Here is a 22862-nt window from a genome sequence, read left to right as displayed (position 1 = left end):
GTACGCACCGTCACGCAGTGAAGTTGAGTAATCTGTTCATTACCCGTGAGTACCGGATGTGTTGGTTGTCGGATGGCCGACACCCGTACTCTTCCGGCAGTCCCTGCAACCAGGGAGAATCCGCGACCGGTACCCCGGTCGCCCGACCGGGAGGCCCGCCTGATGACGCCAGGTCCGCTCCCTTCGGTCGACGTGCCCGACCCACGCCGGCAGGCCGAGCCCCCCGGATGTGCCCCGCTGCCGACCCGGCTCGGGGTGACCGCGCCCGGCCCGGACGAGCCGATGGCGGTGGTCGTCGCCGGTCCGGCCGGCACGAACCGGCGCGAGCTGATCGCCGGCCTGCTCGGGGTCGAGGCCGCGACGCTCGCCGTACCGCCGGGAAGCAACCTGCTGGTCCAGCACGCCGCCACCGCCACCCGCGCCGCGTACGTCCCGGGCTACCGCCAGCCGCACGCCTACGGCGCCGACCCGCTCGCCGCCGGCCCGGCACTGGCCCGGCCGCCGCGCCGGGTCGAACTGAGCCTGCCCGATCCGCTGCTGCGGCACTTCGCGGTGGTCGACACGCCTGATACCGGCACGCTCGGCGTCGCAGGCGGCCGGGTGCTGCGCGACGCCGTCGGCCGGGCCGGCGCGCTGCTCTTCGTGATCTCCGCCGACCAGGCGTTCAGCGCGGCCGAGCTGCACCTGCTCGCCGAGGTGGCGCGTACCCCGGTCGAGGTGTTCTTCGCCGTCACGCCCGGCGTGACCGCCCTGGCGACGCCGGGCGACGGCACACAGGCCCAGGACCGGGCGGCGTCCGGCCGGACCGGGCCCACCCGGCGGCTCGACCCGGTGTCGGTCTCGATCGAGGCGCACCGCGCGGCGCTGCTGGCCGCGGTGCCGGCGCTCACCCCGGCCCGGTGGTTCCCGGCCCGCCGCGCCGAGCTGCCGCAGCTGCGCCGGGCGCTGGTCGGCTGGGCGGCCGACGAGGTGCTGCGTCGCGGCAGCGCCCGCCCGCCGGTGCCGGCCGGCGCGCACGGCCGGGTGCCGGTGCTCGCCGGTGTCGAGCCGGGTGAGCTGGCCGACCGGATCGACCGCCAGGCCCGCGCCTGCGCCCGCCGGATCCGCCAGCACCTCGCCCTGGAACTGGCCAACATCCACCTGCGGGTGGTGCAGGAGATCGTCTTCGGGGTCGGCTGCGCCGGCCTGCCGCAGATGCTCGACCGGGAGCTGGAGGCGCTGTCGCTGCTCGCCACCGCCCAGTGCGACGAGGCCGTGCGCGGCCTGGTCGACGAGGCCGCCGCCCGGGTGTTCGGCGCGCCGCTGGCCGAGGGCGTACGCCGGCGGATCACCCACGCGGTGCGGTGGGGCCTGGCCGACCACCCGGACGGCCCCGAGCTGGACCGGGTGCTCCTGGTGACCAGCACGGCCGGGGTCGCCGGGCTGACCGGTGCGGGCGCCCTGGACGCGCTGGCCGGGCTGCCCGGCGCGCAGCGTGACGAGGTGCTCCCGCCGGTCGGCGTCGCCCTCAACGGCGGCTGCTGGCAGCACTGGCGGGCGCCCGGCAACAACGACCCGAACGCCGCCCGTTCCTGGGCCCAGCGCGCGCTGCGCGAGGTCGAACTCGAACTGTCCCGCGAGGTGTCCCGCCGCTTCGAGGTGATCCGTCTCTCGCTGGGCGCGGTGCTCGCCGATGCGGTCGACCACGGCATCCTGCTTGCCTGACCACGCCGCCGGCACACGGCGACCCGGGCTCGCGTACGCGGCCCGGGCGGGTGACGACGACCCGCGCGCCGTTCCGGTTCATCGGTTCCCCGGATCCGGTGGCACGATGGGGGGCATGGCGGCTCCACAGGTTGCGCCGGTCGAGACGCCGGACACCGAAGAGGTGCCGGTCTCCGACCGGCCATGGGTGACCATCGTCTGGGACGATCCGGTCAACCTGATGACGTATGTGACCTGGGTGTTCCAGAAGCTCTTCGGGTACAGCCGGGAGAAGGCGGAGCGGCTCATGCTGGACGTGCACCACAAGGGCAAGGCCGTGGTCTCCAGCGGCGCGCGGGAGCGGATGGAGCACGACGCGGCGCAACTGCACGCGTACGGGCTCTGGGCGACGGTGGACCGGTCATGAGCATGTTCCGCCGCCGGGGCGACCACTACGTGGCCACGTTCGCGGTCGACGAGGTCCGGGTGCTGCGCAAGGTCGCCAACGAGGTGGTCGGCCTGCTGACCGACGGCTTCGACCACGGTGACCCGGTGGTCGGGCGGCTCTTCCCCGACGTCTACCCGGACGACGACGCCGGCACCGCCGAGTTCCGCCGCTACACCGAGGGCGACCTGAAGACCGGCAAGATCGACCAGGCGGGCGCCGTCCTCGCCGCGCTGCCCGACGGTGACGCCGGTGGCGAGGTACGGCTGGACGCGGAGGCGGCCGAGGCGTGGCTGCGGGCGCTGAACGACGCCCGGCTGGCGATGGGCGTACGCCTGGAGATCAAGGACGGCACCGACCTGGGCGAGGAACTCGACGACGCGGTGGCCGCGGACCCGGGTTCGTCCCGGGTGTTCCAACTGTCGGTCTACGCCTATCTCGGATATCTCCAGGAGTCCCTGCTCAACGCGCTGATCGACTGAGTGGTGACGGTCGCCACCTCGCCGCCCGGGCCGGCCAGGCGCTAGGCTTGGCGGCGTGCTGAGCATCGACCGGTCGATCATCGACGCGATCGTCGCCCACGCGCGTCGGGACCACCCGGACGAGGCGTGCGGCGTGGTCGCCGGTCCCGTCGGCAGCGACACCCCGACCCGGCACATCCCGATGGACAACGCCGCCCGCTCCATGACGTTCTACGAGTTCGACTCGATGGAGCAGTTGCGGGTGTGGCGCGAGATGGACGACCGCGACGAGGAACCGGTCGTCATCTACCACTCGCACACCGCGACGGAGGCCTACCCGTCGCGTACGGACGTCTCCTTCGCCGGCGAGCCGGGCGCGCACTACCTGCTCGTCTCGACCCGCGAGCCCGACACCGAGGAGATCCGCTCCTTCCGGATCGTCGACGGCGTGGTCACCGAGGAACCGGTGGAGATCGTGGATGCCGCCGTGGACCCGAACGCCGTCCAGTCCTACATGTTCGGGCAGAGCCCGGCGACGGTCGACTACGAGTGTTCCGACCGCTGACCTTCAGCGCCGGCACCTTCCTTTTCCCGTCACCTGGCACGATCCCGAACGAGGAGCACGAGACACCATGGCCATCGAGGTTCGCATCCCCACCATCCTGCGCAGCTACACCGGCGGCGCGAAGGTCGTCGAGGGCAGCGGCGACACGCTCGCCGACCTGATCGCCGACCTGGACTCCCGGCACGGCGGCCTGAAGGCCCGCCTGGTCACCGAGGCGGGCGTGCTGCACCGGTTCGTCAACGTCTACGTCAACGACGAGGACGTCCGCTTCCTCGGCGCGCTCGACGCCAAGCTCAACGACGGCGACAGCGTGACCATCCTGCCGGCCGTCGCCGGCGGCGCGTTCGGCTTCGCGGCCGCCGCGGCGATCGCCTCGCACGCGGTCTCCACGCGCGCCGCCCGCTGAGGGGTCCGCGATGGCGCGGTACGACAGCCTGCTCGACGCCTGCGGCGGCACCCCGCTGGTCGGGTTGCCCCGGCTCTCGCCGACGGTCCCGGCCGGGGCGCCGCCGGTGCGGCTCTGGGCCAAGCTGGAGGACCGGAACCCGACCGGCAGCATCAAGGACCGCGCGGCCCTGTTCATGGTGCGCGCGGCCGAGGAGTCCGGCCGGCTGCGTCCGGGTGACACGATCCTGGAGCCGACAAGCGGCAACACCGGCATCTCGCTGGCCATGGTGGCGAAGCTGCGCGGCTACCGGCTGGTCTGCGTGATGCCGGAGAACGTCTCCACCGAGCGGGTGCAACTGCTCCGCATGTACGGCGCGGAGATCATCTTCTCGCCGGCGGCCGGCGGCTCGAACCAGGCGGTCGCGACCGCGAAGCAGATCTCCGCCGAGCACCCGGACTGGGTGATGCTCTACCAGTACGGCAACGAGGCGAACGCCCGGGCGCACTACGAGACGACGGGGCCGGAGCTGCTCCAGGATCTGCCGGGCATCACCCACTTCGTGGCCGGGCTGGGCACCACGGGAACGCTCATGGGCACCGGGCGCTACCTGCGGGAGAAGGTCGAGGGCATCCAGATCGTGGCGGCCGAGCCGCGCTACGGCGAGCTGGTCTACGGTCTGCGCAACATCGACGAGGGCTACGTGCCCGAGCTGTACGACGCCGGGGTGCTGTCCCGCCGCTTCTCCGTGGGCACCCGGGACGCGGTGCTGCGTACCCGGCAGCTCGTCGAGGTGGAGGGCATCTTCGCCGGGTTCTCCACCGGGGCCATCCTGCACGCCGCGCTCGCGGTGGCGCACGAGGCGGTCCGCGACGGCCGCCGCGCGGACGTGGCGTTCGTGGTCTGCGACGGCGGCTGGAAATACCTGTCGACCGGCGCGTACGGCGGCACCCTCGCCGACGCGGAGGAGGCCCTGGAGGGTCAGCTCTGGGCCTGACGGACCGATGGCCGGTCCGGTCGGTGGCGTGCCCGCCGGCCGGACCGCCGGTCTCGTCCGGAGCGGACGTGTATGGGTGTCACGTTGATGACAACTTCCGGCAGATGATTCTTGCTCGACCGGGGCGACGCGTAGGCTGCGCAGCGTGGCGAGCGCGTCGGTAGAGATCATCGGCGGAGCCGCCGCCGGCGCATCGACTACTCATGGTGAGATCGAGGCCACCGGATGAGACTGACCGTCCTCGGCTGCGCGGGCAGCTTCCCGGGGCCCGAATCGCCCTGTTCGGCCTATCTCATGGAAGCCGAGGGCTTCCGGCTTCTGATCGACTTCGGCGTGGGCTCGCTCTCCACGCTCCAGCGCTACGTCGGGCTGCACGCCCCCGACGCCATCCTCCTCACCCACCTGCACTGCGACCACATGTTCGACGCCGTGTCCTACGTGGTGGTACGCCGGTACGCTCCGGACGGGCCGTACCCGCCCCTGCCGATGTACGCCCCCTCCGGCGCGCCCGACCGGCTGGCCACCGCGTACGGGCAGGAGGAGGGCTCGGTGGAGGACGTCTACCAGTTCTACGGCCTCCAGCCGGGCACGTTTCCGATCGGCCCGTTCACCGTCACGGTCGACCGGATGAACCACCCGGTGGAGACGTACGGGGTGCGGCTGGAGCACGGCGGCCGGGTGTTCTGCTACTCCGCCGACACGGCGCCCTGTGAGGCGCTGCTGCGCCTGGCCCAGGACGCCGACGTGTTCCTCTGTGAGGCGAGCTACATGGACGGCGTGGAGAACCCGCCGGATCTGCACCTGACCGGCAGGGAAGCCGGCGAGGCGGCCACCAAGGCGGGGGTGGGACGGCTCCTGCTCACCCATCTTGTGCCCGCCTGGGGCAGCGAGTCGCAGACGGTGGAGGCGGCGGCCGGGGCGTACGCCGGGCCGCTGGACGTGGTCCGGCCCGGCGCCTGCTACGAGGTCTGAGCCCGGCGGCGGCCCTGTCGTTCGGCGGGCACCCGCGGGCGGTGCGATCACCGCACCGCATAGGGTGCAGGCATGGCGCGACCTGACGGGCGGCAACCCGACCAACTCCGACCGGTGACCCTGACCCGGGGCTGGAGCACCCACCCGGAGGGCTCGGTGCTCGTCGAGTTCGGCGCGACCCGGGTCCTCTGCACGGCGAGCGTCACCGAAGGCGTGCCCCGCTGGCGCAAGGGCTCCGGGCTGGGCTGGGTGACCGCCGAGTACGCGATGCTGCCCCGTGCCACGAACACCCGCTCGGACCGGGAGAGCGTCCGCGGCAAGGTCGGCGGCCGGACCCACGAGATCTCCCGGCTGATCGGCCGCAGCCTGCGCGCCTGCGTCGATCTCAAGGCGCTCGGCGAGAACTCGATCGTGCTGGACTGCGACGTGCTCCAGGCCGACGGCGGCACCCGTACCGCCGCGATCACCGGTGCCTACGTCGCGCTGCACGACGCGGTGACCTGGCTGGCCGAGCGCAAGGCGCTGGCCGGCAAGGTGGAGAAGGTGATGCACCGATCGGTGGCCGCGGTGAGCGTCGGCGTGATCGGCGGCGAGCCGATGCTCGACCTCTGCTACGCCGAGGACGTCACCGCCGAGGTCGACATGAACGTGGTCTGCACCGGCACCGGCGACTTCGTCGAGGTGCAGGGCACCGGTGAGGCGGGTGTCTTCGCCCGCGACCAGCTCGACGCGCTGCTCGACCTGGGCGTGGCGGGCTGCCTGGAACTGGCCGACGCGCAGCGGAAGGCGCTCTCGTCATGAACAAGGTCCTGCTCGCCACCCGGAACCGGAAGAAGCTGGTCGAACTCCAGCGGATCCTGGACGGCGCGCTCGGCGCGCACCGGATCGCCCTGCTCGGCCTCGACGACGTCGAGGAGTACCCGGAGCTGCCCGAGACCGGCCTCACGTTCGGCGAGAACGCGCTGATCAAGGCGCGGGAGGGCTGCCGGCGTACCGGCCTGCCGACCATCGCCGACGACTCCGGGTTGGCGGTGGACGCCCTCAACGGCATGCCGGGTGTGTTCAGCGCCCGCTGGTCCGGGGGGCACGGCGACGACCGGGCCAACCTCCAGCTCGTGCTGGACCAGGTCGCCGACGTGCCGGACGAGCACCGGGGCGCCGCGTTCGTCTGCACCGTCGCGCTGGTGCTGCCCGGCGGCAAGGAGCACCTGGTCGACGGCCGCCAGTCCGGCCGGCTGCTGCGCGCGCCGCGCGGCGACGGCGGCTTCGGCTACGACCCGATCTTCCTGGGCGACGGGCAGGAGCGCACCAACGCGGAGCTGACGCCCGAGGAGAAGGACGCGGTCAGCCACCGTGGCAAGGCGCTGCGGGAACTGGCCAAGCTGGTCGCGAAGGTGCTCCCACCCGCCGTCTGACCCGCCCCCACCGGGCACCCGGCCGCAGCGCCGACCGGGCACCCGAAGAACGCCGGACCGGCCCGCTCAGGCGAGCGGGCCGATCTCCCGTTCGATCGCCGCGCGCAGCTCCGGGCCGCGTACCACCTCGCGCGCGGCCTCCATCAGCGGCGCGAGGAACACGTCCGGTCCCGGCTCGCCGATGGTGCGGCCGAGCGTGTCGAGCGCCGCCCGTCCGGCCGGTGACGGCGTCAGCGGCGCGCGCAGCTGGAGTCCGCGTACGGCCGCCAGCAGCTCCACCGCGAGCAGGCTGGTCAGGTTGTCCAGCACGGTGCGCAGCTTCTTGGTGGCCGCCCAGCCCATCGAGACGTGGTCCTCCTGCATGCCACTGGTGGGCAGCGAGTCGACCGAGGCGGGCGCGGCCAGCCGGCGGTTCTCCGCCACGATCCCGGCGGCGGTGTACTGGGCGATCATCAGGCCCGAGTTCACCCCGGCGTCCGGCGACAGGAACGCGGGCAGTTCCCGGGAACGGGTGACGTCCAGCAGCCGGTCCACCCGGCGCTCGGCGATGGCGCCCACCTCGGCGGCGGCGATGGCGAGGTAGTCGGCGGCGAAGCCGAGCGGCGCGCCGTGGAAGTTCCCTGTCGACTCGACCCGCCCGTCCGGCAGCACCACCGGGTTGTCCACCACCGACAGCAACTCCCGGCCGGCCACCACCTCGACGAAGTCGAGCGTGTCCCGGGCCGCGCCGGCGACCTGCGGGGCGCAGCGCATCGAGTACGCGTCCTGCACCGCGTGCGCCAGGTCGTCGCGGTGCGAGTCCATCACCGCCGAGCCCTGCAACAGCCGGTGGATGTTCGCCGCCGACGCGGCCTGACCGGGATGCGGGCGGATCGCGTGCAGCTCGGGCAGGAACGGCCGCTCCGAGCCGAGCATCGCCTCGATGGCCAGCGCCGCCGTCACGTCCGCCATGGCGAACAGGTGCCGGGCGTCGGAGACGGCGAGCAGCAGCATGCCGAGCATGCCGTCGGTGCCGTTGATCAGCGCCAGCCCTTCCTTTGCGGCGAGTGACACCGGCTTCAGCCCGACCCGGCGCAGCGCGTCGGCGGCCGGGAGGCGGTCACCGGCCGGGCCGAGCACCCAGCCCTCACCGAGCAGCACCAGCGCGCAGTGCGCCAGCGGCGCCAGGTCGCCGGACGCGCCGAGCGAGCCGTGCTCGGGCACCCACGGGGTGACCTCGTGGTTGAGCAGGTCCACGAGCGCCTCGGCGACCAGCGGACGGACCCCGGAGCGGCCGAGCGCCAGCGAGCGGACCCGCAGCAGCATCATGGCGCGTACCACCTCGCGCGGCATCGGCGCGCCCACCCCGGCGGCGTGCGAGCGGATCAGCGCGTGCTGAAGCTCGGCCCGGCGCTCCGGGGCGACGAACGTGTTGGCGAGGGCACCGAAGCCGGTGGAGACGCCGTACACCGGGCGACCGGCCGCCTCGATGCGGTCCACGATGGACCGGGAGGTCGCCATCGCCTCGGTGGCGGCCGGGTCGAGCACGACCTTGGCGGTGCCGCGGGCCACCGCGAGCACGTCGGCGGGTGTGACGCCGGTGGACAGGATGGTCACTGTGGTCATCGCGGTACTCCGTTGTGCAGGACCTGGCGGATCAGTGGCACGCCCGGCCGGTAGGCCAGGTGCAGGTGGGACGGGGCGTCGAGGACGATCAGGTCGGCCCGCGCCCCGGGGGTCAGCCGCCCCACGTCGGTGCGGCGCAGCGCCGCCGCCCCGCCGGCGGTCGCGGCCCACACCGCCTCCGCCGGGGTCATCCGCATCTCGCGTACGGCGAGCGCGACGCAGAACGGCATCGACGACGTGTACGACGACCCGGGGTTGCAGTCGGTGGCGAGCGCGACTGTGACGCCCGCGTCGAGCAGCCGCCGGGCGTCCGGGTACGGCGACCGGGTGGAGAACTCGGCGCCGGGCAGCAGTGTGGCGACAGTCTCCGAGCCGGCCAGCGCGTCGATGTCGGCGTCGGTCAGGTGGGTGCAGTGGTCGACGCTGGCCGCGCCCATCTCCACGCCGAGCCGGACGCCCGGCCCGGGACCGAGCTGGTTGGCGTGCAGCCGTACGCCCAGACCGGCGGCCTGCCCGCAGGCGAGGATCGCGCGGGCGTGGTCGGCGTCGAACGCGCCCCGCTCGCAGAACACGTCGATCCAGCGGGCGTACGGCGCGGCGGCGGCGAGCATCGGCCCGCACACCAGGCCCACGTAGTCGTCCGGGCGGTCGGCGTACTCGGCCGGGACCACGTGCGCGCCGAGGAACGTGGTGTCGCCTGTGAACTCGGCGGCGATCCGCAGTGAGCGGGCCTCGTCGGCGACGTTCAGGCCGTACCCGCTCTTGATCTCGACGGTGGTGGTGCCCTGCCGCAGCATCTCCGCGCGCAGCCGGCCCACTGTGGCGCGCAGGTCGTCGTCGGAGGCCGCGCGGGTGGCGCCGACTGTGGTCCTGATGCCGCCGCCGGTGTAGGGCTCGCCGGCCATCCGGGCGGCGAACTCGGCGGCCCGGTCCCCGGCGAAGACCAGGTGGGCGTGGCTGTCCACGAAGCCGGGCAGCACCGCGGCGCCACCGGCGTCGATCCGCCGGTCGGCGGCCGGCGCGTGCCGGGCCGGACCGGTCCAGGCCACCTCGCCGTCGGAGATGAGCAGCGCGGCGTCGCGGCGGATGCCGAGCGGGTCGCCGTCGCGGCCGTCGTTGGTGACCAGCTCGCCGATGTGGTCGACGAGCAAGCTGCCGCGCGTCACGAGTCCTCCTTCGCGGTCACCGCCGCGATCGCGTCCCGCAGCTCGGTGGGTACGTCCACGGTCAGGTGCCGGCCGCCGTCCACCACGGGCCGGCCGTCCACCACGACGCTCGTCACGTCTGCGGCGGTGGCGGCGAAGAACGCGCCGACCGGCGGCACCCCGGCGGTGCGGGCGCTGTCCAGCCGTACCGTGACCAGGTCGGCGCGCTGCCCGACGGCGAGCCGGCCGGCGTCGCCCCAGCCCAGCGCGGCGTGCCCGCCGACGGTGGCGGCGGTGACCAGCTCGGCCGGCTTGAAGTGCCCCCGCCGCCGGGTACGCAGCCGCTCGTCCATCTCGACCGCGCGGGCCTCCTCGAACAGGTCCACCACGGCGTGGCTGTCGCTGCCGAGGCTGAGCGGGCTGCCCGCGTCGGCCATCCGGCGCACCGGGCCGATCCCGTCGGCCAGGTCGCGTTCGGTGGTGGGGCAGACGCAGACCCGGATACGGCTGTCGCCGAGCAGCGCCACGTCGGCGGCGGTCGGGTGGGTGGCGTGCACGGCCGTGGTGTGCGGGCCGAGCACGCCGTGGTCGGCCAGCAGCCGAGTCGGCGTGCACCCGTGCACGGCCCGGCAGGCGTCGTTCTCGGCCGGCTGCTCGGACAGGTGCACGTGCAGCGGCAGCCCGTTGCGGTCGGCCCAGCCCGCCACGGTGGCGAGCTGCTCGGCCGGGACCGCGCGCACCGAGTGGATGGCCGCGCCGAGCCGGACGTGGTCGTCGGCCGGGCGGAACGCGTCCACCCGCTGCGCCCAGCGCAGCGCGTCGCCGTCGCCGAACCGGCGTTGCGGCCCGGCCAGCGGAGTGCCGTCCACGCCCCCGGCCAGGTACGCGGTGTCCAGCAGCGTGAGCCGGATCCCGGCGTGCGCGGCGGCCTCCACGAGCGCGGCGGACATGGCGTTCGGGTCGTCGTACGGGGTGCCGCCGGGACCGTGGTGCAGGTAGTGGAACTCGCCCACGCAGGTGATCCCGGACAGCGCCATCTCCGCGTACACGGCGCGGGCCAGCGCCAGGTAGGAGTCCGGGTCGAGCCGGATCGCGACGGCGTACATCAGGCTGCGCCAGGACCAGAAGTCGCCGCGCCCGTCGTGGGTGCGCCCGCGCAGCGCCCGGTGGAACGCGTGCGAGTGGGCGTTGGCCAGGCCGGGCAGCGTCAGCCCGGGCAGCCGGACCGCGTCGGCGAGCACCTCGACCCCGGCGGTCGGCGGACCGTCCACGGTCAGCGGGGTGACCGCGGTGAGCCGCCCGTCGGTCGCCTCGATCAGCACGTCCCGGGTGGGCTCGGCGCGGTCGGGCAGCCAGGCGTACTCGGCCAGCCAGCGGGTCAGCGGCATGCCAGCTCCTCCAGCACCCGGGCCAGGGCGGCCACCCCGGCGGCGCAGTCGGCGTCGGTGGCCGCCTCGGCGGGGGAGTGCGACACCCCGGTCGGGTTGCGCACGAACAGCATCGCGGTGGGCAGGTGCGCCGCCAGCACACCCGCGTCGTGCCCGGCGCCGGTGGGCAGCACCGGCGCGCCGAGCAGCGCGGCCAGCCGGTCGGCCAGCCCGTGGTCGAACGCGACGAGCGGGGTCGCCGACTCCTGCGTGCAGGTCAGCGTGGTGCCGTCGCGGCCGGCCCGGTCGGCGGCCTTGGTGCGGACCGCCTCGACCAGACCGTACAGCGTCTCCGCCTCGGCTGCCCGCGCGTCCAGCCAGCCGGTGACCCGGGACGGGATCGCGTTCGTGGCGTTCGGCTCGACCGACACCCGGCCCACCGTGGCGTGCGCGTCGCGCAGCCGGGCCTCCTTGTTCGCCGCCAGCACAGTGAACGCGTAGGTGAGCATCGGGTCGCGGCGGTCGGCCATCCGTGTCGTACCCGCGTGGTTGCCCTCGCCGGTGAAGTCGAACCGCCACCGGCCGTGCGGCCAGATCGCGGAGGCCACCGCGACCGGCGCGTCCAGGTCGACCAGCGCGCGGCCCTGCTCGACGTGCAGCTCCACGAAGGCCGCGAAGCGGCCGAGCAGCGCCGGGTCGGCGCCCGCCGGCCGCTCGCCGAGCGCCTCGGCGAAGGTCGTCCCGGCCTGGTCGCGCAGCCCGGCCGCGCGGTCGACGTCGATCTCGCCGGTGAGCAGCCGAGACCCCAGGCAGGGTACGCCGAACCGCGCGCCCTCCTCCTCCACGAACGCGGCCACCACCACCGGCCGGTCCGGGGTGACGCCCGCGGCCCGCAGCTCGTCCACGGCGAGGAACGCGCTGACGATGCCGAGCGGACCGTCGTACGCGCCGCCGTGCGGCACCGAGTCGAAGTGGCTGCCGGTGAGCACCGCATCGCCGGCGGCCGGGTCGCCCCACCAGGCGAACAGGTTGCCGTTGCCGTCCTGCTGAACCGGCATCCCGCGGGCGTCGGCCTGGTTGTGGAACCACTCCCGCAGCCGCAGCTCCGGTTCGGTCAGTGCGTAGCGCAGGTAGCCGCTGCTGCCCTCGTCGCGCCCGATCGGCGCGATCTCGTCCCACAGCTTCCGGAACCCGTTAGGAAGGGACCCTTCCTCTACCGAATGCGTTAACAAGGGGCCCTTCCTTACTCGGCCATCGGGACGCGCACGCCGGTGCGCCCGGCGACCTCGCGGGCGTCGTCGTAGCCGGCGTCGACGTGCCGGATCACGCCCATCGCCGGGTCGTTGGTGAGCACCCGCTCGATCTTCTGCCCGGCCAGGGCGCTGCCGTCGGCCACGCAGACCTGCCCGGCGTGGATGGACCGGCCGATACCGACGCCGCCGCCGTGGTGGATGGACACCCAGGACGCGCCGCTGGCGGTGTTGACGAGCGCGTTCAGCAGCGGCCAGTCGGCGATCGCGTCGGAGCCGTCGGCCATCGCCTCGGTCTCCCGGTAGGGGCTGGCCACGCTGCCGCAGTCGAGGTGGTCCCGGCCGATCACCACCGGCGCGCTCAGCTCGCCGGAGGCCACCATCTCGTTGAACCGCACCCCGGCGCGGTCACGTTCGCCGTAGCCGAGCCAGCAGATCCGCGCCGGCAGGCCCTGGAACGCGACCCGCTCGCCGGCCATCCGGATCCACCGGGCGAGGGACTCGTTCTCCGGGAACAGGTCGAGGATGGCCCGGTCGGTGGCGGCGATGTCCTTCGGGTCGCCGGAGAGCGCGGCCCAGCGGAACGGGCCCTTGCCCTCGCAGAACAGCGGCCGGATGTACGCGGGCACGAACCCGGGGAAGTCGAACGCCCGCTCGTATCCGCCGAGCTCGGCCTCGCCCCGGATCGAGTTGCCGTAGTCGAAGACCTCCGCGCCCGCGTCCAGGAAGCCGACCATCGCCTCCACGTGCTTCGCCATCGACGCCCGGGCCCGGTCGGTGAACTCGGCCGGCTCGGCCGCCGCGTAGTCCCGCGCGTCGCCGAGGTCCACGCCCTCCGGCAGGTACGACAGCGGGTCGTGCGCGCTGGTCTGGTCGGTCACGATGTCGATGGCCACGCCCCGGCGCAGCAGCTCGGGGAAGACGGTGGCGGCGTTGCCGACCACCCCGACGCTCAGGGCCCGCCGGTCCCGCTTCGCGGCGAGCGCCCGCTCGACCGCGTCGTCAAGCGAGTCGGCGATCTCGTCGAGGTAGCGGTCGTGCGCCCGCCGCTCCAGCCGGGACCGGTCCACGTCCACAATCAGGCAGGCACCGCCGTTCATGGTGACCGCCAGCGGCTGCGCGCCGCCCATGCCGCCGCACCCGGCGGTGAGCGTCAGCGTGCCGGCGAGCGTGCCGCCGAACCGCTTCTCGGCCACCGCGGCGAACGTCTCGTACGTGCCCTGGAGGATGCCCTGGGTGCCGATGTAGATCCAGGAACCGGCGGTCATCTGCCCGTACATGGTCAGGCCCAGCGACTCCAGGCGGCGGAACTCCGGCCAGGTGGCCCAGTCGCCGACCAGGTTGGAGTTGGCCAGCAGCACGCGCGGCGCCCACTCGTGGGTGCGCATCACCCCGACCGGGCGGCCGGACTGCACGAGCATCGTCTCGTCGTCGCGCAGCTCGGTCAGCGTCCGCACCAGCGCGTGGTACGACGGCCAGTCCCGGGCCGCCTTGCCGGTGCCCCCGTAGACCACCAGGTCCTCGGGGCGCTCGGCCACCTCCGGGTCGAGATTGTTCATCAGCATCCGCAGGGCGGCCTCCTGGGGCCACCCCTTCGCGGTGCGTGCGGTGCCGCGGGCGGCGCGGACGGGCTGGTGCATCTCGTACTCCTCTCAGCCGAGGAACAACTGGCGGCGGGCGGCGGACGACTCGAACGCCTCGAGCCGGTTCTGGGTCTCGGCCGGTGCGGCGTCGCAGATCGCCTGGAGCACCACCATGGCCAGCGTCATCGGTGCGGTGTGCAGATCGAAGACCAGGTCGGCGCCGACGGCGGCGGGCAGCACCACCTCGGCGTGCTCGGTGGCCGGGCTCACCGGCGAGTCGGTGATCGCCACGACCGTCAGCCCGGCGTCCCGGGCCTCGCGCAGCGCGTCCAGGGTCTCGCGGGGGTAGCGGGGCAGCACGAACGCCAGCATCGCCGTCGCGCCGGCCGCGACCGCCTGGTCCAGGCGGTCGACCAGCATGCTGCCGCCGTCGTCGAGCACCCGCACGTCCGGGTGCACCTTGGCGGCGAAGTACGCGAAGTACGCGGCGAGCGGCGCGGCGGCTCGCAGCCCGAGCACCGGCAGTGGACGGCTGGCCGCGAGCAGCTTCCCCACCTCGGCGACCCGGCCGGCGTCGGCGAGCTGAGCGGCGAGCCGGTCGAGATTGTCCCGCTCGGCGTGCACCGCCCGTTGCAGGGCGTTGCCGGCGGCCGGTCCGGCCGACCCGGTGACAGTGAGTTCCCGCAGGCGGCGGCGCAGCGCGGGGTAGCCGTCGTGCCCGAGCGCCATGGCGAACCGGGTCACCGACGGCTGGCTGACGCCTGCCAGCTCGGCCACCTCGGCGGCGGACAGGTACGCCGCCGCGCCCGCGTGCCGCACCAGGCAGTGGGCGATGCGGCGCTGGGTCGGGGTGAGCCGTACGCCGTGGAACAGGTCGAGCAGGCGGTCAGGGGAGGCCGCACTGCTTTCATTCACGAGCTGACTCTATGCATGAAAACTTTCAGAGCGCAAGAGTGGCCCGACCGCAGGGAGATCCGACGGGCGTGCTCTCTGTACTATCCGCACGGCGGGTGAGCAGAGGAGTGGGGCATGCAGCCGGAAGGTCCGTACAGGTTCACCGAGGTGCTGGGCGAGTGCCAGGTCGGCAGGGCCTGGGCCGCGCTCGACGGGCAGGACCGCGCGCTGACCGTGGCGGTTCTGGACGGCGCCGCAGCCGGTGACCAGCGCTGGCGCGAGGCGTTCACCAACGCGGCGAACGTGCTGGCCCAGACGCCCGGCGGCCACCGGTACGTCAACTCCGACTTCGCCGCCGGCCAGCCCTGGGTGGCGTACCCGTCCGAAGAGGACGGCGCGGCCGAGCGGCTGTTCCGCAGCCTGGGCATGGACTACCAGCGCACCGCCACCGCCGAGATCCTCCCGCCGCCCCCGCCGGTGTCCGCGCCGCCGCAGCAGGTCTCGTCCCCGCCGCAGTTGCCGTGGAGCCCGCAGCCGTGGGCGATGACGCCGCAGCAGCCGGTCTCCGGCGCGCCCGTCTCGTCCGGCGCGCCGGTGTCGCCCGGCATGCCGGTGTCGCCGGGCATGCCGGTGCCGGCGATCCCGGCCCAGGCCACCGCCCCGGATCCGCTCGTGCCGACCGGCGGTCCCCGGATCGCACCGGTCGCCCGCCCGCCCAAGAGCCGTACCGGCCTGTGGATCGGAGGTCTGGTCATGGCGGCGGTGCTGGCCGGCGGCGCCGGTCTGCTCGCCGGACGGTCGCTCGCCGACGGTGGCGAACCGTCCACTCCGGCGGCCAGCGCCTCCCCGGCGCTCTACGAGGCCACCCAGCAGTCGCTGAACAAGGCGAAGTTCGACGCCACGCTCATGCCGATCGCCGAGCCGTGGCTCGACGGGGTGGGCGGTTGCGCGATCAACACCGAGAAGAGCGGCCCCGGGCTCGCCGCCGGCGAGAAGCAGCACGTCTTCTGCCGCTACCTGGGCGTGTCGGTGCACTTCGCCGAGTACGAGTCGGCCGAGAAGAAGGAGGCGGCGCGCGCCTTCCGCCAGCAGATGGGCATCATCGGCCGAGCGCTCGCACCGGGTATGCGGGAGGCCGGCCCGGCCACCGGCGGCGTCAGCGGGGCGCAGGGCAGCTACGTCGAGTACGCCGGCAACGGCCAGGACGGCCGCCCGGTCTGCGGTATCTGGTGGGGCCGCGACGACAACACGAGCGCGATCTACATGGAGACGCCGTGCGGCGCCGGGCTCGGCGGCAACTGGGACGCCCTGCGCGACCTCTGGCAGCGGCACAGCTAGGGCGCCGCGCGCCCGCTAGCGGACGCGGGCGCCGTTCGGCGGCGGCACCAGGCAGACGTCGCTGCCCTTGGTGACGCCCGCGGCCAGGTCGAAGCGGACCACGCGCGCCCCGCTGAACTGCCGCTCGGTGACCGCCACGCCGCTGCCGCCGAGCCGGACGATGACGTCCCGGTTCGCCCCGTCGGCCCAGTCGGTGGCCTGGAACAACCAGACCCGGGACCGTCCGGGCAGGAGCGTCGACACGGTCTGCTTCGGACACCCGCCGGGACCGGCGGCGACCACGTAGGCGTCCGCCGCCGGGCCGTACCAGGCCTGGGCGTTCCACGAGACGGTGGTGGCCAGCACCAGGTCGCCCGGGCGGCGCTTGTCCTCCAGGTAGCTCAGCGCGCCCCGGTAGTCGACCGCGTTGGCGCCGCCGCCCTGGGCGAAGGCCCGCGCCGGATGCACTGTCGCCACCACGGCGGTGGCCAGCTGCGGAACGGCGAGCGCGAGCACCAGCACCACCCCGACCGCCCACCTGATCCGGGCGGGCAGGCCGGCCCGCAGCGGCGGCGGCGCGACCGCGAGCGCGGCGAGCAGCAGGCACGCGGGCACCGCGTAGAGCGCCAGCCGGCCGTTGAACGGGTAGACCGACACGGCCGCGCCGGCCAGCCCGGCCGCCAGCGGCGTGAGCAGCACCAGCACCGCCACTGTGGAGAGCCGGCGCAGCCCGGCGGCCGCGCCCAGCACCAGCAGCGGTACGACGACCCACGCCGACCAGGCCACGAACGGCACTGTGGCGAGACTCCGGTACGTCGCCGCGAGCCATTCCACTGTGGCGGCCAGATCGGTGAGCGAGTGCGCCGGATAGATCGACTTCGCCCGCCAGTACGCGGCGAGCTGCGGATCGGCGAGTCCCGGGGCCAGGAACAGCACGTACACCACGAGCGCGACCACGCCCCAGGCCGGTGCCGGGGCGAGGAACCGGCCCAGCTCACGCCACCTGCTCGCCCACTGCCGATCCGGGCGGGACAGCGCATACCCGCCCAGCAGCACGCCGAGCGCGCCGGTGACCGGAATGGACAGGGTGCTAACGAACGCCATGACCGCCGCGGCCGACCAGAACACCGCCGACCCGGCCCAGGTCGGGCCGGTCCGGACGAGCAGCAACGCCAGCCCGACCACGAGCGTGACGCCGAACGCCTCGGCGCTGTACTGCTTCAGCTCGTTGGAGTAGCCGATGAGGAACGGCGCGACGGCTACCAGCAGCAGCGCCGCCAGCGCGGCGAGCGGCGGCAGGAGTGCCCGGCCGAGCCACGCCACGAGCGGCAGCAGCGCCAGCCCGAACAGCAGCGGCACCAGCCGTAGTGCCCGCTCACCGTCGCCGAACTGCTCGAGCGCGAACCGTTCCAGCCACAGCCAGCCGGGCGGCGCCGACTGGCTGAACGCCAGCGGCTGCAACAGGTCCAGGTAGCCGCGCTCCCGGATGTTGTGCGCCACGTACAGCTCGTCGCTCCAGAAGCTGCGCGCGTACGCCCACTGCCGGATCCGCAGCACGGCGCCCAGCGCGACGAGCAGGCCCGCGACGGACCAGTACGGGGACCGGCTCAGCCGGTCCCACGCGAGCGCGACGAGCGCCACCGGCGTGCCCGGCCGCGACGGCACCGGCGTCGCCGACGCGGGCGCCATCGAGGGGGAGAAGGCCGGGCGTGTCACGGACACGGCGAGACGGTATCAAAGCGTCATTCACGTCAGCGGCCCCGCGACCGGCTTCGATCACTGGCCGGCGCGGTCCGGCGTGGACGGAGTGGCGGAGACCGCCGTGCCGACCAGCCCGGCGGCCCGGCGGTGCCGGCGTGCCGGTCGCGGCAGGCCGACCAGGAACTCCGGGAACATGCCGAAGAACGTCCGGGCGCTGCGCAGCTCCAGCGTGTGCGCCCGGGACCAGCGCACCGAGTTGGTCGCGCGCGCCCAGTGGTGGGTCCACCGCACGTCACCGAGCACCGCCACCGGCATCCCGTTCCGCCAGGCGCGCAGCCCCAGCTCGTGATCCTCGTAGTAGAGGAAGAACCGCTCGTTCCATCCGCCCAGCTCGGTGACGTCGGCGGTCCGGCCGGCCACCGCCGCGCCCATCACCCAGGCCACGTGGCGCGTCTCGCCGGGCGCGGCCACCAGCCGGTACGCGGCGTGCAGCCGGGACAGCGGCCACACCTTCCGGTTGCCGAGTTTCGCCGTCGCGTACGGGAAGCCGCGCCCGTTGGCCTGCGGTGTGCCGTCGGTGCCGAGCAGTTGCGGCGCGACCAGTCCGCCGTGCGTGTCCAGGTGCCGGGCCAGCACGTCCAGGTCGTCCGGGCGCACCTCCAGGTCCGGGTTGGCGAACAGCACGTACCGGCCGGTCGCCTCGCGCAACGCGACGTTGTTGGCGCGGGAGAAACCGACGTTCTCCGGCAGCCGGATCACCCGCGCGCCCAGCTCCTCGGCGACCGCCGCCGAGTCGTCGGCCGAGGCGTTGTCGACCACCAGCCACTCGTACGGCTTCGGACCGCGCCAGCAGCGGCGCAGCGTGTCCGCCGAGTGGTAGGTGACTGTCACCACTGTCCACGGCTGTGCCGTCATCACGCCCTCCGAGCGGTCAGGTAGCCGAGCAGGGACGCGAACCCGAACCGCGGCCCGGTCCAGCGGCGGCGGGCCGCCGGCCCCTCCACGAGCCCGCGTCCGATGCCGCGCAGGAACGGGCGCAGCAGGCCCTGCCGGATCCGCCGGGCGGCGAGCGCGAGGTGTGCGAGCGCCAGCACCGGCACCGCCACGAGCAGCAGCGGCCAGGTGAACGTGCGGGACGCGACCAGCAGCCGGTTGCGGGCCAGCAGGAACGCCCGGAACCCCTGCAACCGGTCGTCGCCGTCCACGCTGTGCCCGCCCGCGTGCGGCAGCACCACGTCCAGCCCGCGCGTGCGCAGCCCGGAGGCGTAGAGCCGGAACGCCAGGTCGGCGTCCTCGCCCCAGGCGAACAGGTGCTCGTCGAAGCCGCCGAAGCGCCGGTACAGCGCGGCCGGGAAGACCGCCGCGCCGCCGGACGGGCCGAGCGGGGCACGACTCGCCGTGGACCGCCTGTCGATGAACAGCGACACCGGGTTCAGGTCGATGCCCACGTACTCGCCGCCGTGCATGGCGAGGCCGACAGCGAGCGGGGCGTCCGGGTCGGCGGCGACGGCGGCGCAGATCCGGGCCAGCGCGTCGTCGGGCAGCCACACGTCCGGGTTCAGCAGCAGCAGGTGGCTCGTGGTGACCGTCGCCGCACCCCGGTTGCAGCCGGCCGCGAAACCCGGGTTGGTGGAGTCGGGCAGGTACGCGTACCGGTCGGCCGGCAGGTTCCCGGCGAGCACCTCGGCGCACCCGTCGGAGGGCCAGTTGTCCGCGAAGACGAACCGGACCGGCAGGTCACCGGCGCTGCGGACCCAGGTCGGCAACGTCTCGGCGAGCATGCCGGCGGACCGGTAGAGGACGGTGACCACTGTGAGCCCGTCGAACGTCATGCCGCGCTCCTGCCCAGCCGGTGCAGCACCCAGAGGCCGGGCACCAGGCTCAGCCAGGTCGGATAGATCAGCGGATACAGCTCGTAGACGCCGAACAGCGCGAAGTAGACGACGAACGCCCGCGCCAGTTGCCCGGCCGGCGCCCGGGAGAACTCGAACCACCGTTCGGTCGCGCCCACCGCCAGCCCCAGCGCGGCCAGGAAGAACACCGCCCCCAGTGGGCCGTAGTCGAGCAGCGGGATGGCCACGAACGTCGCGGTGTTCATCAGGTACGGCTGGCTGAGCTGGGACGTCAGGCCGTACAGGTCCGCCTTGCCGACGATCGGCTCGACCCGGGAGCCGAGGAACGTCAGCGAGTACGTGCCGTACCGGGGCTCCAGGTGCTCCCGCTGCGACCACACCCGCCCGAACGTCTCGGTGGACGAACTCAGCGACAGGTCGAGCGATCCGGCGCTGCTGGTCAGCGCGTTGCTGCCGTAGCGGGCCCGGAACTCGGTCTCGAACGCGCCGGTGCCGGCCATGGTGCGCTGCCCGCCGAGGAACACCGCCGCGCCGAGCGCCACCGCGCCGATCAGCAGCACCACAGGCGTCCGCGCGGCCAGGAACGACGCGGCCCGTCCCCGGGTACGCCGGACCGACAGCGCCGCGATCAGCGCGGGCGCGATGCCCACCAGCACCGAGTTCTTGCTCGCGCCGAGCGCGGCGCCGACGGTGAAGACAGCGGTGAGCGCGTAGTAGACAGGCAGCGCCCGGCCGCGCGCGGACAACGCGCGCAGCAGCGACACGGCCATGCCGAGTGTCCACGCCTCGGACAGCAGCCCGATGATCAGGTTCGACTGCTCGCGCAGCACCTGCCGGGCGGCGTCCGGGTTGTCGGCGAGCAGCGGCGGCACAGTGCCCCGGAACCGGATCGCCGCGGTCACCACCGCGACGCCGAGCAGCACGAGCAGGTACGTCAGCAGGCGCCGCTCGGACGGCCAGGACAGCGCCGGGCGGGACCGGTCGCCGTCCTCGTCCCGCCTGTCGATCAGCCGCCGGCCCACCGCCCAGGCCAGCAGGAAGACCGTGACGTAACCGGCGAGCACCGGCAGCACCCCGCGACCGGCCCAGGAGTCGTACGGGCCTGGTAACACCCGTACGGCCAGCAGTGCGGCGGTCCAGACGGCGGCGCAGGCGGCGAGCGCCCACATCCGCAGGCGCGCGGCGAACAGCGTGCCGACCGCCAGCGCGAGCGCGACGGCGAACCCGGCGTCGAGCGTGGCCAGCAGCAGGGCCGCGCCGAGCGCGAACGGGATCCCGACCGACCAGAGGCGTCGCTCAGCGGGTGCCACGGGCGACCGTCCGGTACAGGTCGTGCCAGTTGTCCACGCATCCGTCGAACGAGTGCCGGTCGGCGTACTGCCGGGCCAGCTCGCGTCGCCGATCGTCCCACGCGGCCGGGTCGGTGGCCGTCCGCACGGCGGCGGCCAGTGCCTGCGGCGTCAGGTCCGCCCGGTACGCGAGCACGCCGTCACCGGCGGCTGTCACCTCGGTCAGGCCGCCCGCGCCCGAGTGCACCACCGGCACACCCAGCGACATCGCCTCCAGCGCGCTGCGCCCGAACGCCTCCACCCGGGACGGCACCAGCAGGCAGTGCAGCCGTTGCAGGAACGGCGCGGCGTCGACCCGGCCGACCAGGTGCAGGTTCGGTCGCTCCTCGACGTCGACGGTGCCCGCGCCGGCGACCAGGAACTCCACGTCCGGCAGCGCGGCGGCGACGTCCCCGAGCAGGTCGGCGCCCTTCTCCCGTTCCAGCCGGCCGAGGAAGCCGACCCGCGCCGGGCCGTCCGGTGCGAGGCCACCGCTGTCGGTCACCTGCGGCCAGATGGCCGGCAGCGGGTTCGGGATCACCCGCACGTCGCGGATCCGCCCGCGTACCCGAAGCTCGTGGGCCTCGAAGCCGGAGACCGCGACCGTCGCGTGCGGCCGCAGCCGCCGGAACATCAGGTCGGTGCTGATGTTGGCCTGCACCGCGGCCTTCGCGCGCAGCGTCTCCGCCGTGTCGCGGTACTGCCAGAGGCTGTTGTGCAGCGTCACCACCAGCGGCGTGCGGCGGCCCCGCACCCCCAGGCCGGCGCGGGCGTGCATCGCGGCGGAGAGCAGGTGCGCGCTCACCACGTCCGGCCGCAGCTCCTCGACGAGCGCGCGGATGCCGCGCGCGTACCCCAGGTCCACCCGCCTGGCCGCGCCCAGCGGACGCCACGGCACGCCCGCGTCCCGCAACGCCGCCGCCACCTCGTCCTCAGGGGTGGCGGCGACCACCTCGACGCCGCGGGCAGCGAGCGCGGGCAGCATCTCGATCAGGAAACGCTCGGCGCCGCCGAGCTGCCGCCGCCCCGACCCGCCGGTGGTGCAGACGAACAGCACCCTCATCGGACGCCCATGCCTTCCAGGGCGCCGCGGGCGATCGCCCGCCGCGCCGCCCCGCCACCCACCGCCGCCCGGGCCAGCACCCCCAGCGTGTACGCGGAGCACGCCACAGTGCCTCGCCACCCGGCGAGTTCACGGCTGGCCCGGATGAACTCGCGGGTCTGCCGGCGGGAGATCTCCTCGGCCGCCCACCGGCGCTTCGCGCTCGCGTCGTCCTCGTGCGTGACCACGGCGTCCGGCAGGTACGCCAGGCGCAGCCCGAGCCGGCGCACCGCCCAGCACAGCCGCAGATCCTCGGAGTAGAAGAACGACGACTCGTCCACGCCGCCGATCCGGTCCAGCGTCTCCCGCCGGATCGCCACGAACGGCCCGGAGAGCCAGTCACCACGCTCCGGCGGGGCCACGATCCGCAGCCTCGGGAACACCAGGCTGAGCCCGGTGGCGTGCGCGACGCCGGTGCCCACTGTGAGGAAGCGGCCGGCGGCGGTCTGGTCATGGCCGGTCACGTCCAGCACCTTCGGGAACGCCGCGCCCACGGCCGGGTCGTCCAGTTCGGCCACGAGCCGCTCGATCGCGCCGGGCCGCACCAGGATGTCGTTGTTGGACAGCACCACCCGGGACCGGGTGCTGTGCCGGACACCGAGGTTCATGCCCTTGGCGTAGCCGAGGTTCGTCTCCGAGCGCACGTACCGGGCACCGGTCTCGGCGCACATGGCCCGCAGCTTGTCGCTGATCTCGGCGGCGCTGCCGTTGTCCACCACGACGGCTTCCACACCCTCTGGGAGCGAGCGGACGCAGCCGTCGGTGCGCTCGAAGTCTTCCCAGGTCAACACGAC

22 protein-coding genes are annotated in these 22862 nt (G+C 74.1%); 10 read left to right on the top strand and 12 right to left on the bottom strand.

The annotated features are described in order from the left end of the window. Positions 1-162 precede the first annotated feature (162 nt). The 9 genes from FHX31_RS24245 to rdgB all read left to right on the top strand — a co-directional run bounded on the left by FHX31_RS24245 (position 163) and on the right by rdgB (position 6923). Entirely contained in the window at positions 163-1704 is a 1542-nt protein-coding gene (locus FHX31_RS24245) for a P-loop NTPase family protein (RefSeq protein ID WP_091329861.1), read from the top strand. Between the two features lie 115 nt (positions 1705-1819). Further along, positions 1820-2110 (top strand): ATP-dependent Clp protease adapter ClpS, encoded by a 291-nt coding sequence (gene clpS, locus FHX31_RS24240; RefSeq protein WP_018786685.1) that lies wholly within the window; start codon positions 1820-1822, stop codon positions 2108-2110. Beyond that, positions 2107-2610, top strand: a complete 504-nt coding sequence (locus FHX31_RS24235) for a DUF2017 domain-containing protein (protein ID WP_013284356.1) — start codon at positions 2107-2109, stop codon at positions 2608-2610. The genes clpS and FHX31_RS24235 overlap by 4 nt, the downstream gene beginning before the upstream one ends. A gap of 55 nt (positions 2611-2665) precedes the next feature. Then, positions 2666-3154: a M67 family metallopeptidase gene (locus FHX31_RS24230; protein WP_013284357.1), complete on the top strand. Its 489-nt coding sequence runs from the start codon at positions 2666-2668 to the stop codon at positions 3152-3154. Positions 3155-3221: 67 nt separating this feature from the next. Continuing rightward, complete coding sequence (locus FHX31_RS24225; protein ID WP_013284358.1) at positions 3222-3560, top strand: MoaD family protein; 339 nt, start codon at positions 3222-3224, stop codon at positions 3558-3560. Positions 3561-3570: 10 nt separating this feature from the next. Continuing rightward, the gene (locus FHX31_RS24220) at positions 3571-4536 is read left to right on the top strand and encodes a PLP-dependent cysteine synthase family protein (protein WP_013284359.1); all 966 of its coding nucleotides are present in this window, start codon (positions 3571-3573) and stop codon (positions 4534-4536) included. Between the two features lie 225 nt (positions 4537-4761). After that, positions 4762-5508 (top strand): MBL fold metallo-hydrolase, encoded by a 747-nt coding sequence (locus tag FHX31_RS24215; protein WP_013284360.1) that lies wholly within the window; start codon positions 4762-4764, stop codon positions 5506-5508. Between the two features lie 72 nt (positions 5509-5580). Continuing rightward, positions 5581-6309: a ribonuclease PH gene (gene rph / locus FHX31_RS24210; RefSeq protein WP_013284361.1), complete on the top strand. Its 729-nt coding sequence runs from the start codon at positions 5581-5583 to the stop codon at positions 6307-6309. Then, on the top strand, positions 6306-6923 hold the full coding sequence (gene rdgB / locus FHX31_RS24205) for an RdgB/HAM1 family non-canonical purine NTP pyrophosphatase (protein WP_013474234.1): 618 nt from the start codon (positions 6306-6308) through the stop codon (positions 6921-6923). Before rph ends, rdgB begins: the two co-directional genes overlap by 4 nt. A gap of 66 nt (positions 6924-6989) precedes the next feature. Here the strand turns inward: rdgB and hutH are convergent, their stop codons facing one another. The 6 genes from hutH to FHX31_RS24175 are packed head-to-tail and all read right to left on the bottom strand — an operon-like array spanning position 6990 to position 14788. After that, positions 6990-8528 carry a histidine ammonia-lyase gene (hutH, locus tag FHX31_RS24200; protein ID WP_013474235.1) on the bottom strand — a complete coding sequence of 513 codons (1539 nt, stop codon included), beginning with the start codon at positions 8526-8528 and terminating at the stop codon, positions 6990-6992. After that, entirely contained in the window at positions 8525-9694 is a 1170-nt protein-coding gene (hutI, locus tag FHX31_RS24195) for an imidazolonepropionase (RefSeq protein ID WP_013474236.1), read from the bottom strand. Before hutI ends, hutH begins: the two co-directional genes overlap by 4 nt. Next, entirely contained in the window at positions 9691-11055 is a 1365-nt protein-coding gene (locus tag FHX31_RS24190) for a formimidoylglutamate deiminase (protein WP_184977855.1), read from the bottom strand. Before FHX31_RS24190 ends, hutI begins: the two co-directional genes overlap by 4 nt. Further along, positions 11052-12272, bottom strand: coding sequence for an allantoate amidohydrolase (locus FHX31_RS24185; RefSeq protein WP_184977227.1), 1221 nt, complete (start codon positions 12270-12272; stop codon positions 11052-11054). The genes FHX31_RS24190 and FHX31_RS24185 overlap by 4 nt, the downstream gene beginning before the upstream one ends. An 11-nt stretch (positions 12273-12283) precedes the next feature. After that, positions 12284-13930 carry a urocanate hydratase gene (gene hutU, locus FHX31_RS24180; protein ID WP_047892381.1) on the bottom strand — a complete coding sequence of 549 codons (1647 nt, stop codon included), beginning with the start codon at positions 13928-13930 and terminating at the stop codon, positions 12284-12286. Positions 13931-13942: 12 nt separating this feature from the next. Further along, entirely contained in the window at positions 13943-14788 is an 846-nt protein-coding gene (locus tag FHX31_RS24175) for a MurR/RpiR family transcriptional regulator (RefSeq protein WP_013474240.1), read from the bottom strand. 114 nt (positions 14789-14902) lie between these two features. Between FHX31_RS24175 and FHX31_RS24170 the strand changes: the two genes are divergently transcribed. Next, a complete protein-coding gene (locus FHX31_RS24170) occupies positions 14903-16105 on the top strand; it encodes a hypothetical protein (protein ID WP_013284369.1) in 1203 nt (400 codons plus the stop codon). A gap of 15 nt (positions 16106-16120) precedes the next feature. Here FHX31_RS24170 and FHX31_RS24165 read toward each other — a convergent pair whose 3' ends face one another. The 6 genes from FHX31_RS24165 to FHX31_RS24140 are packed head-to-tail and all read right to left on the bottom strand — an operon-like array spanning position 16121 to position 22859. Then, positions 16121-17806 carry a glycosyltransferase family 39 protein gene (locus FHX31_RS24165; protein ID WP_486481699.1) on the bottom strand — a complete coding sequence of 562 codons (1686 nt, stop codon included), beginning with the start codon at positions 17804-17806 and terminating at the stop codon, positions 16121-16123. A 54-nt stretch (positions 17807-17860) separates the two neighbouring features. After that, on the bottom strand, positions 17861-18700 hold the full coding sequence (locus tag FHX31_RS24160) for a glycosyltransferase (protein WP_151013034.1): 840 nt from the start codon (positions 18698-18700) through the stop codon (positions 17861-17863). Then, the gene (locus FHX31_RS24155; RefSeq protein WP_184977226.1) at positions 18700-19617 is read right to left on the bottom strand and encodes a glycosyltransferase family 2 protein; all 918 of its coding nucleotides are present in this window, start codon (positions 19615-19617) and stop codon (positions 18700-18702) included. The genes FHX31_RS24160 and FHX31_RS24155 overlap by 1 nt, the downstream gene beginning before the upstream one ends. Further along, positions 19614-20948 carry a hypothetical protein gene (locus FHX31_RS24150; RefSeq protein ID WP_184977225.1) on the bottom strand — a complete coding sequence of 445 codons (1335 nt, stop codon included), beginning with the start codon at positions 20946-20948 and terminating at the stop codon, positions 19614-19616. The genes FHX31_RS24155 and FHX31_RS24150 overlap by 4 nt, the downstream gene beginning before the upstream one ends. Beyond that, on the bottom strand, positions 20935-22029 hold the full coding sequence (locus FHX31_RS24145; protein ID WP_184977224.1) for a glycosyltransferase family 4 protein: 1095 nt from the start codon (positions 22027-22029) through the stop codon (positions 20935-20937). Before FHX31_RS24145 ends, FHX31_RS24150 begins: the two co-directional genes overlap by 14 nt. Then, positions 22026-22859, bottom strand: a complete 834-nt coding sequence (locus FHX31_RS24140; protein ID WP_486481698.1) for a glycosyltransferase — start codon at positions 22857-22859, stop codon at positions 22026-22028. Before FHX31_RS24140 ends, FHX31_RS24145 begins: the two co-directional genes overlap by 4 nt. Between the last annotated feature and the right edge of the window lie 3 nt (positions 22860-22862).

This window comes from Micromonospora sp. CNZ286 (assembly GCF_014207755.1).
The sequence above is the reverse complement of the archived record's forward strand: the minus strand, read 5'-3'. Positions and strand labels throughout refer to the sequence as shown.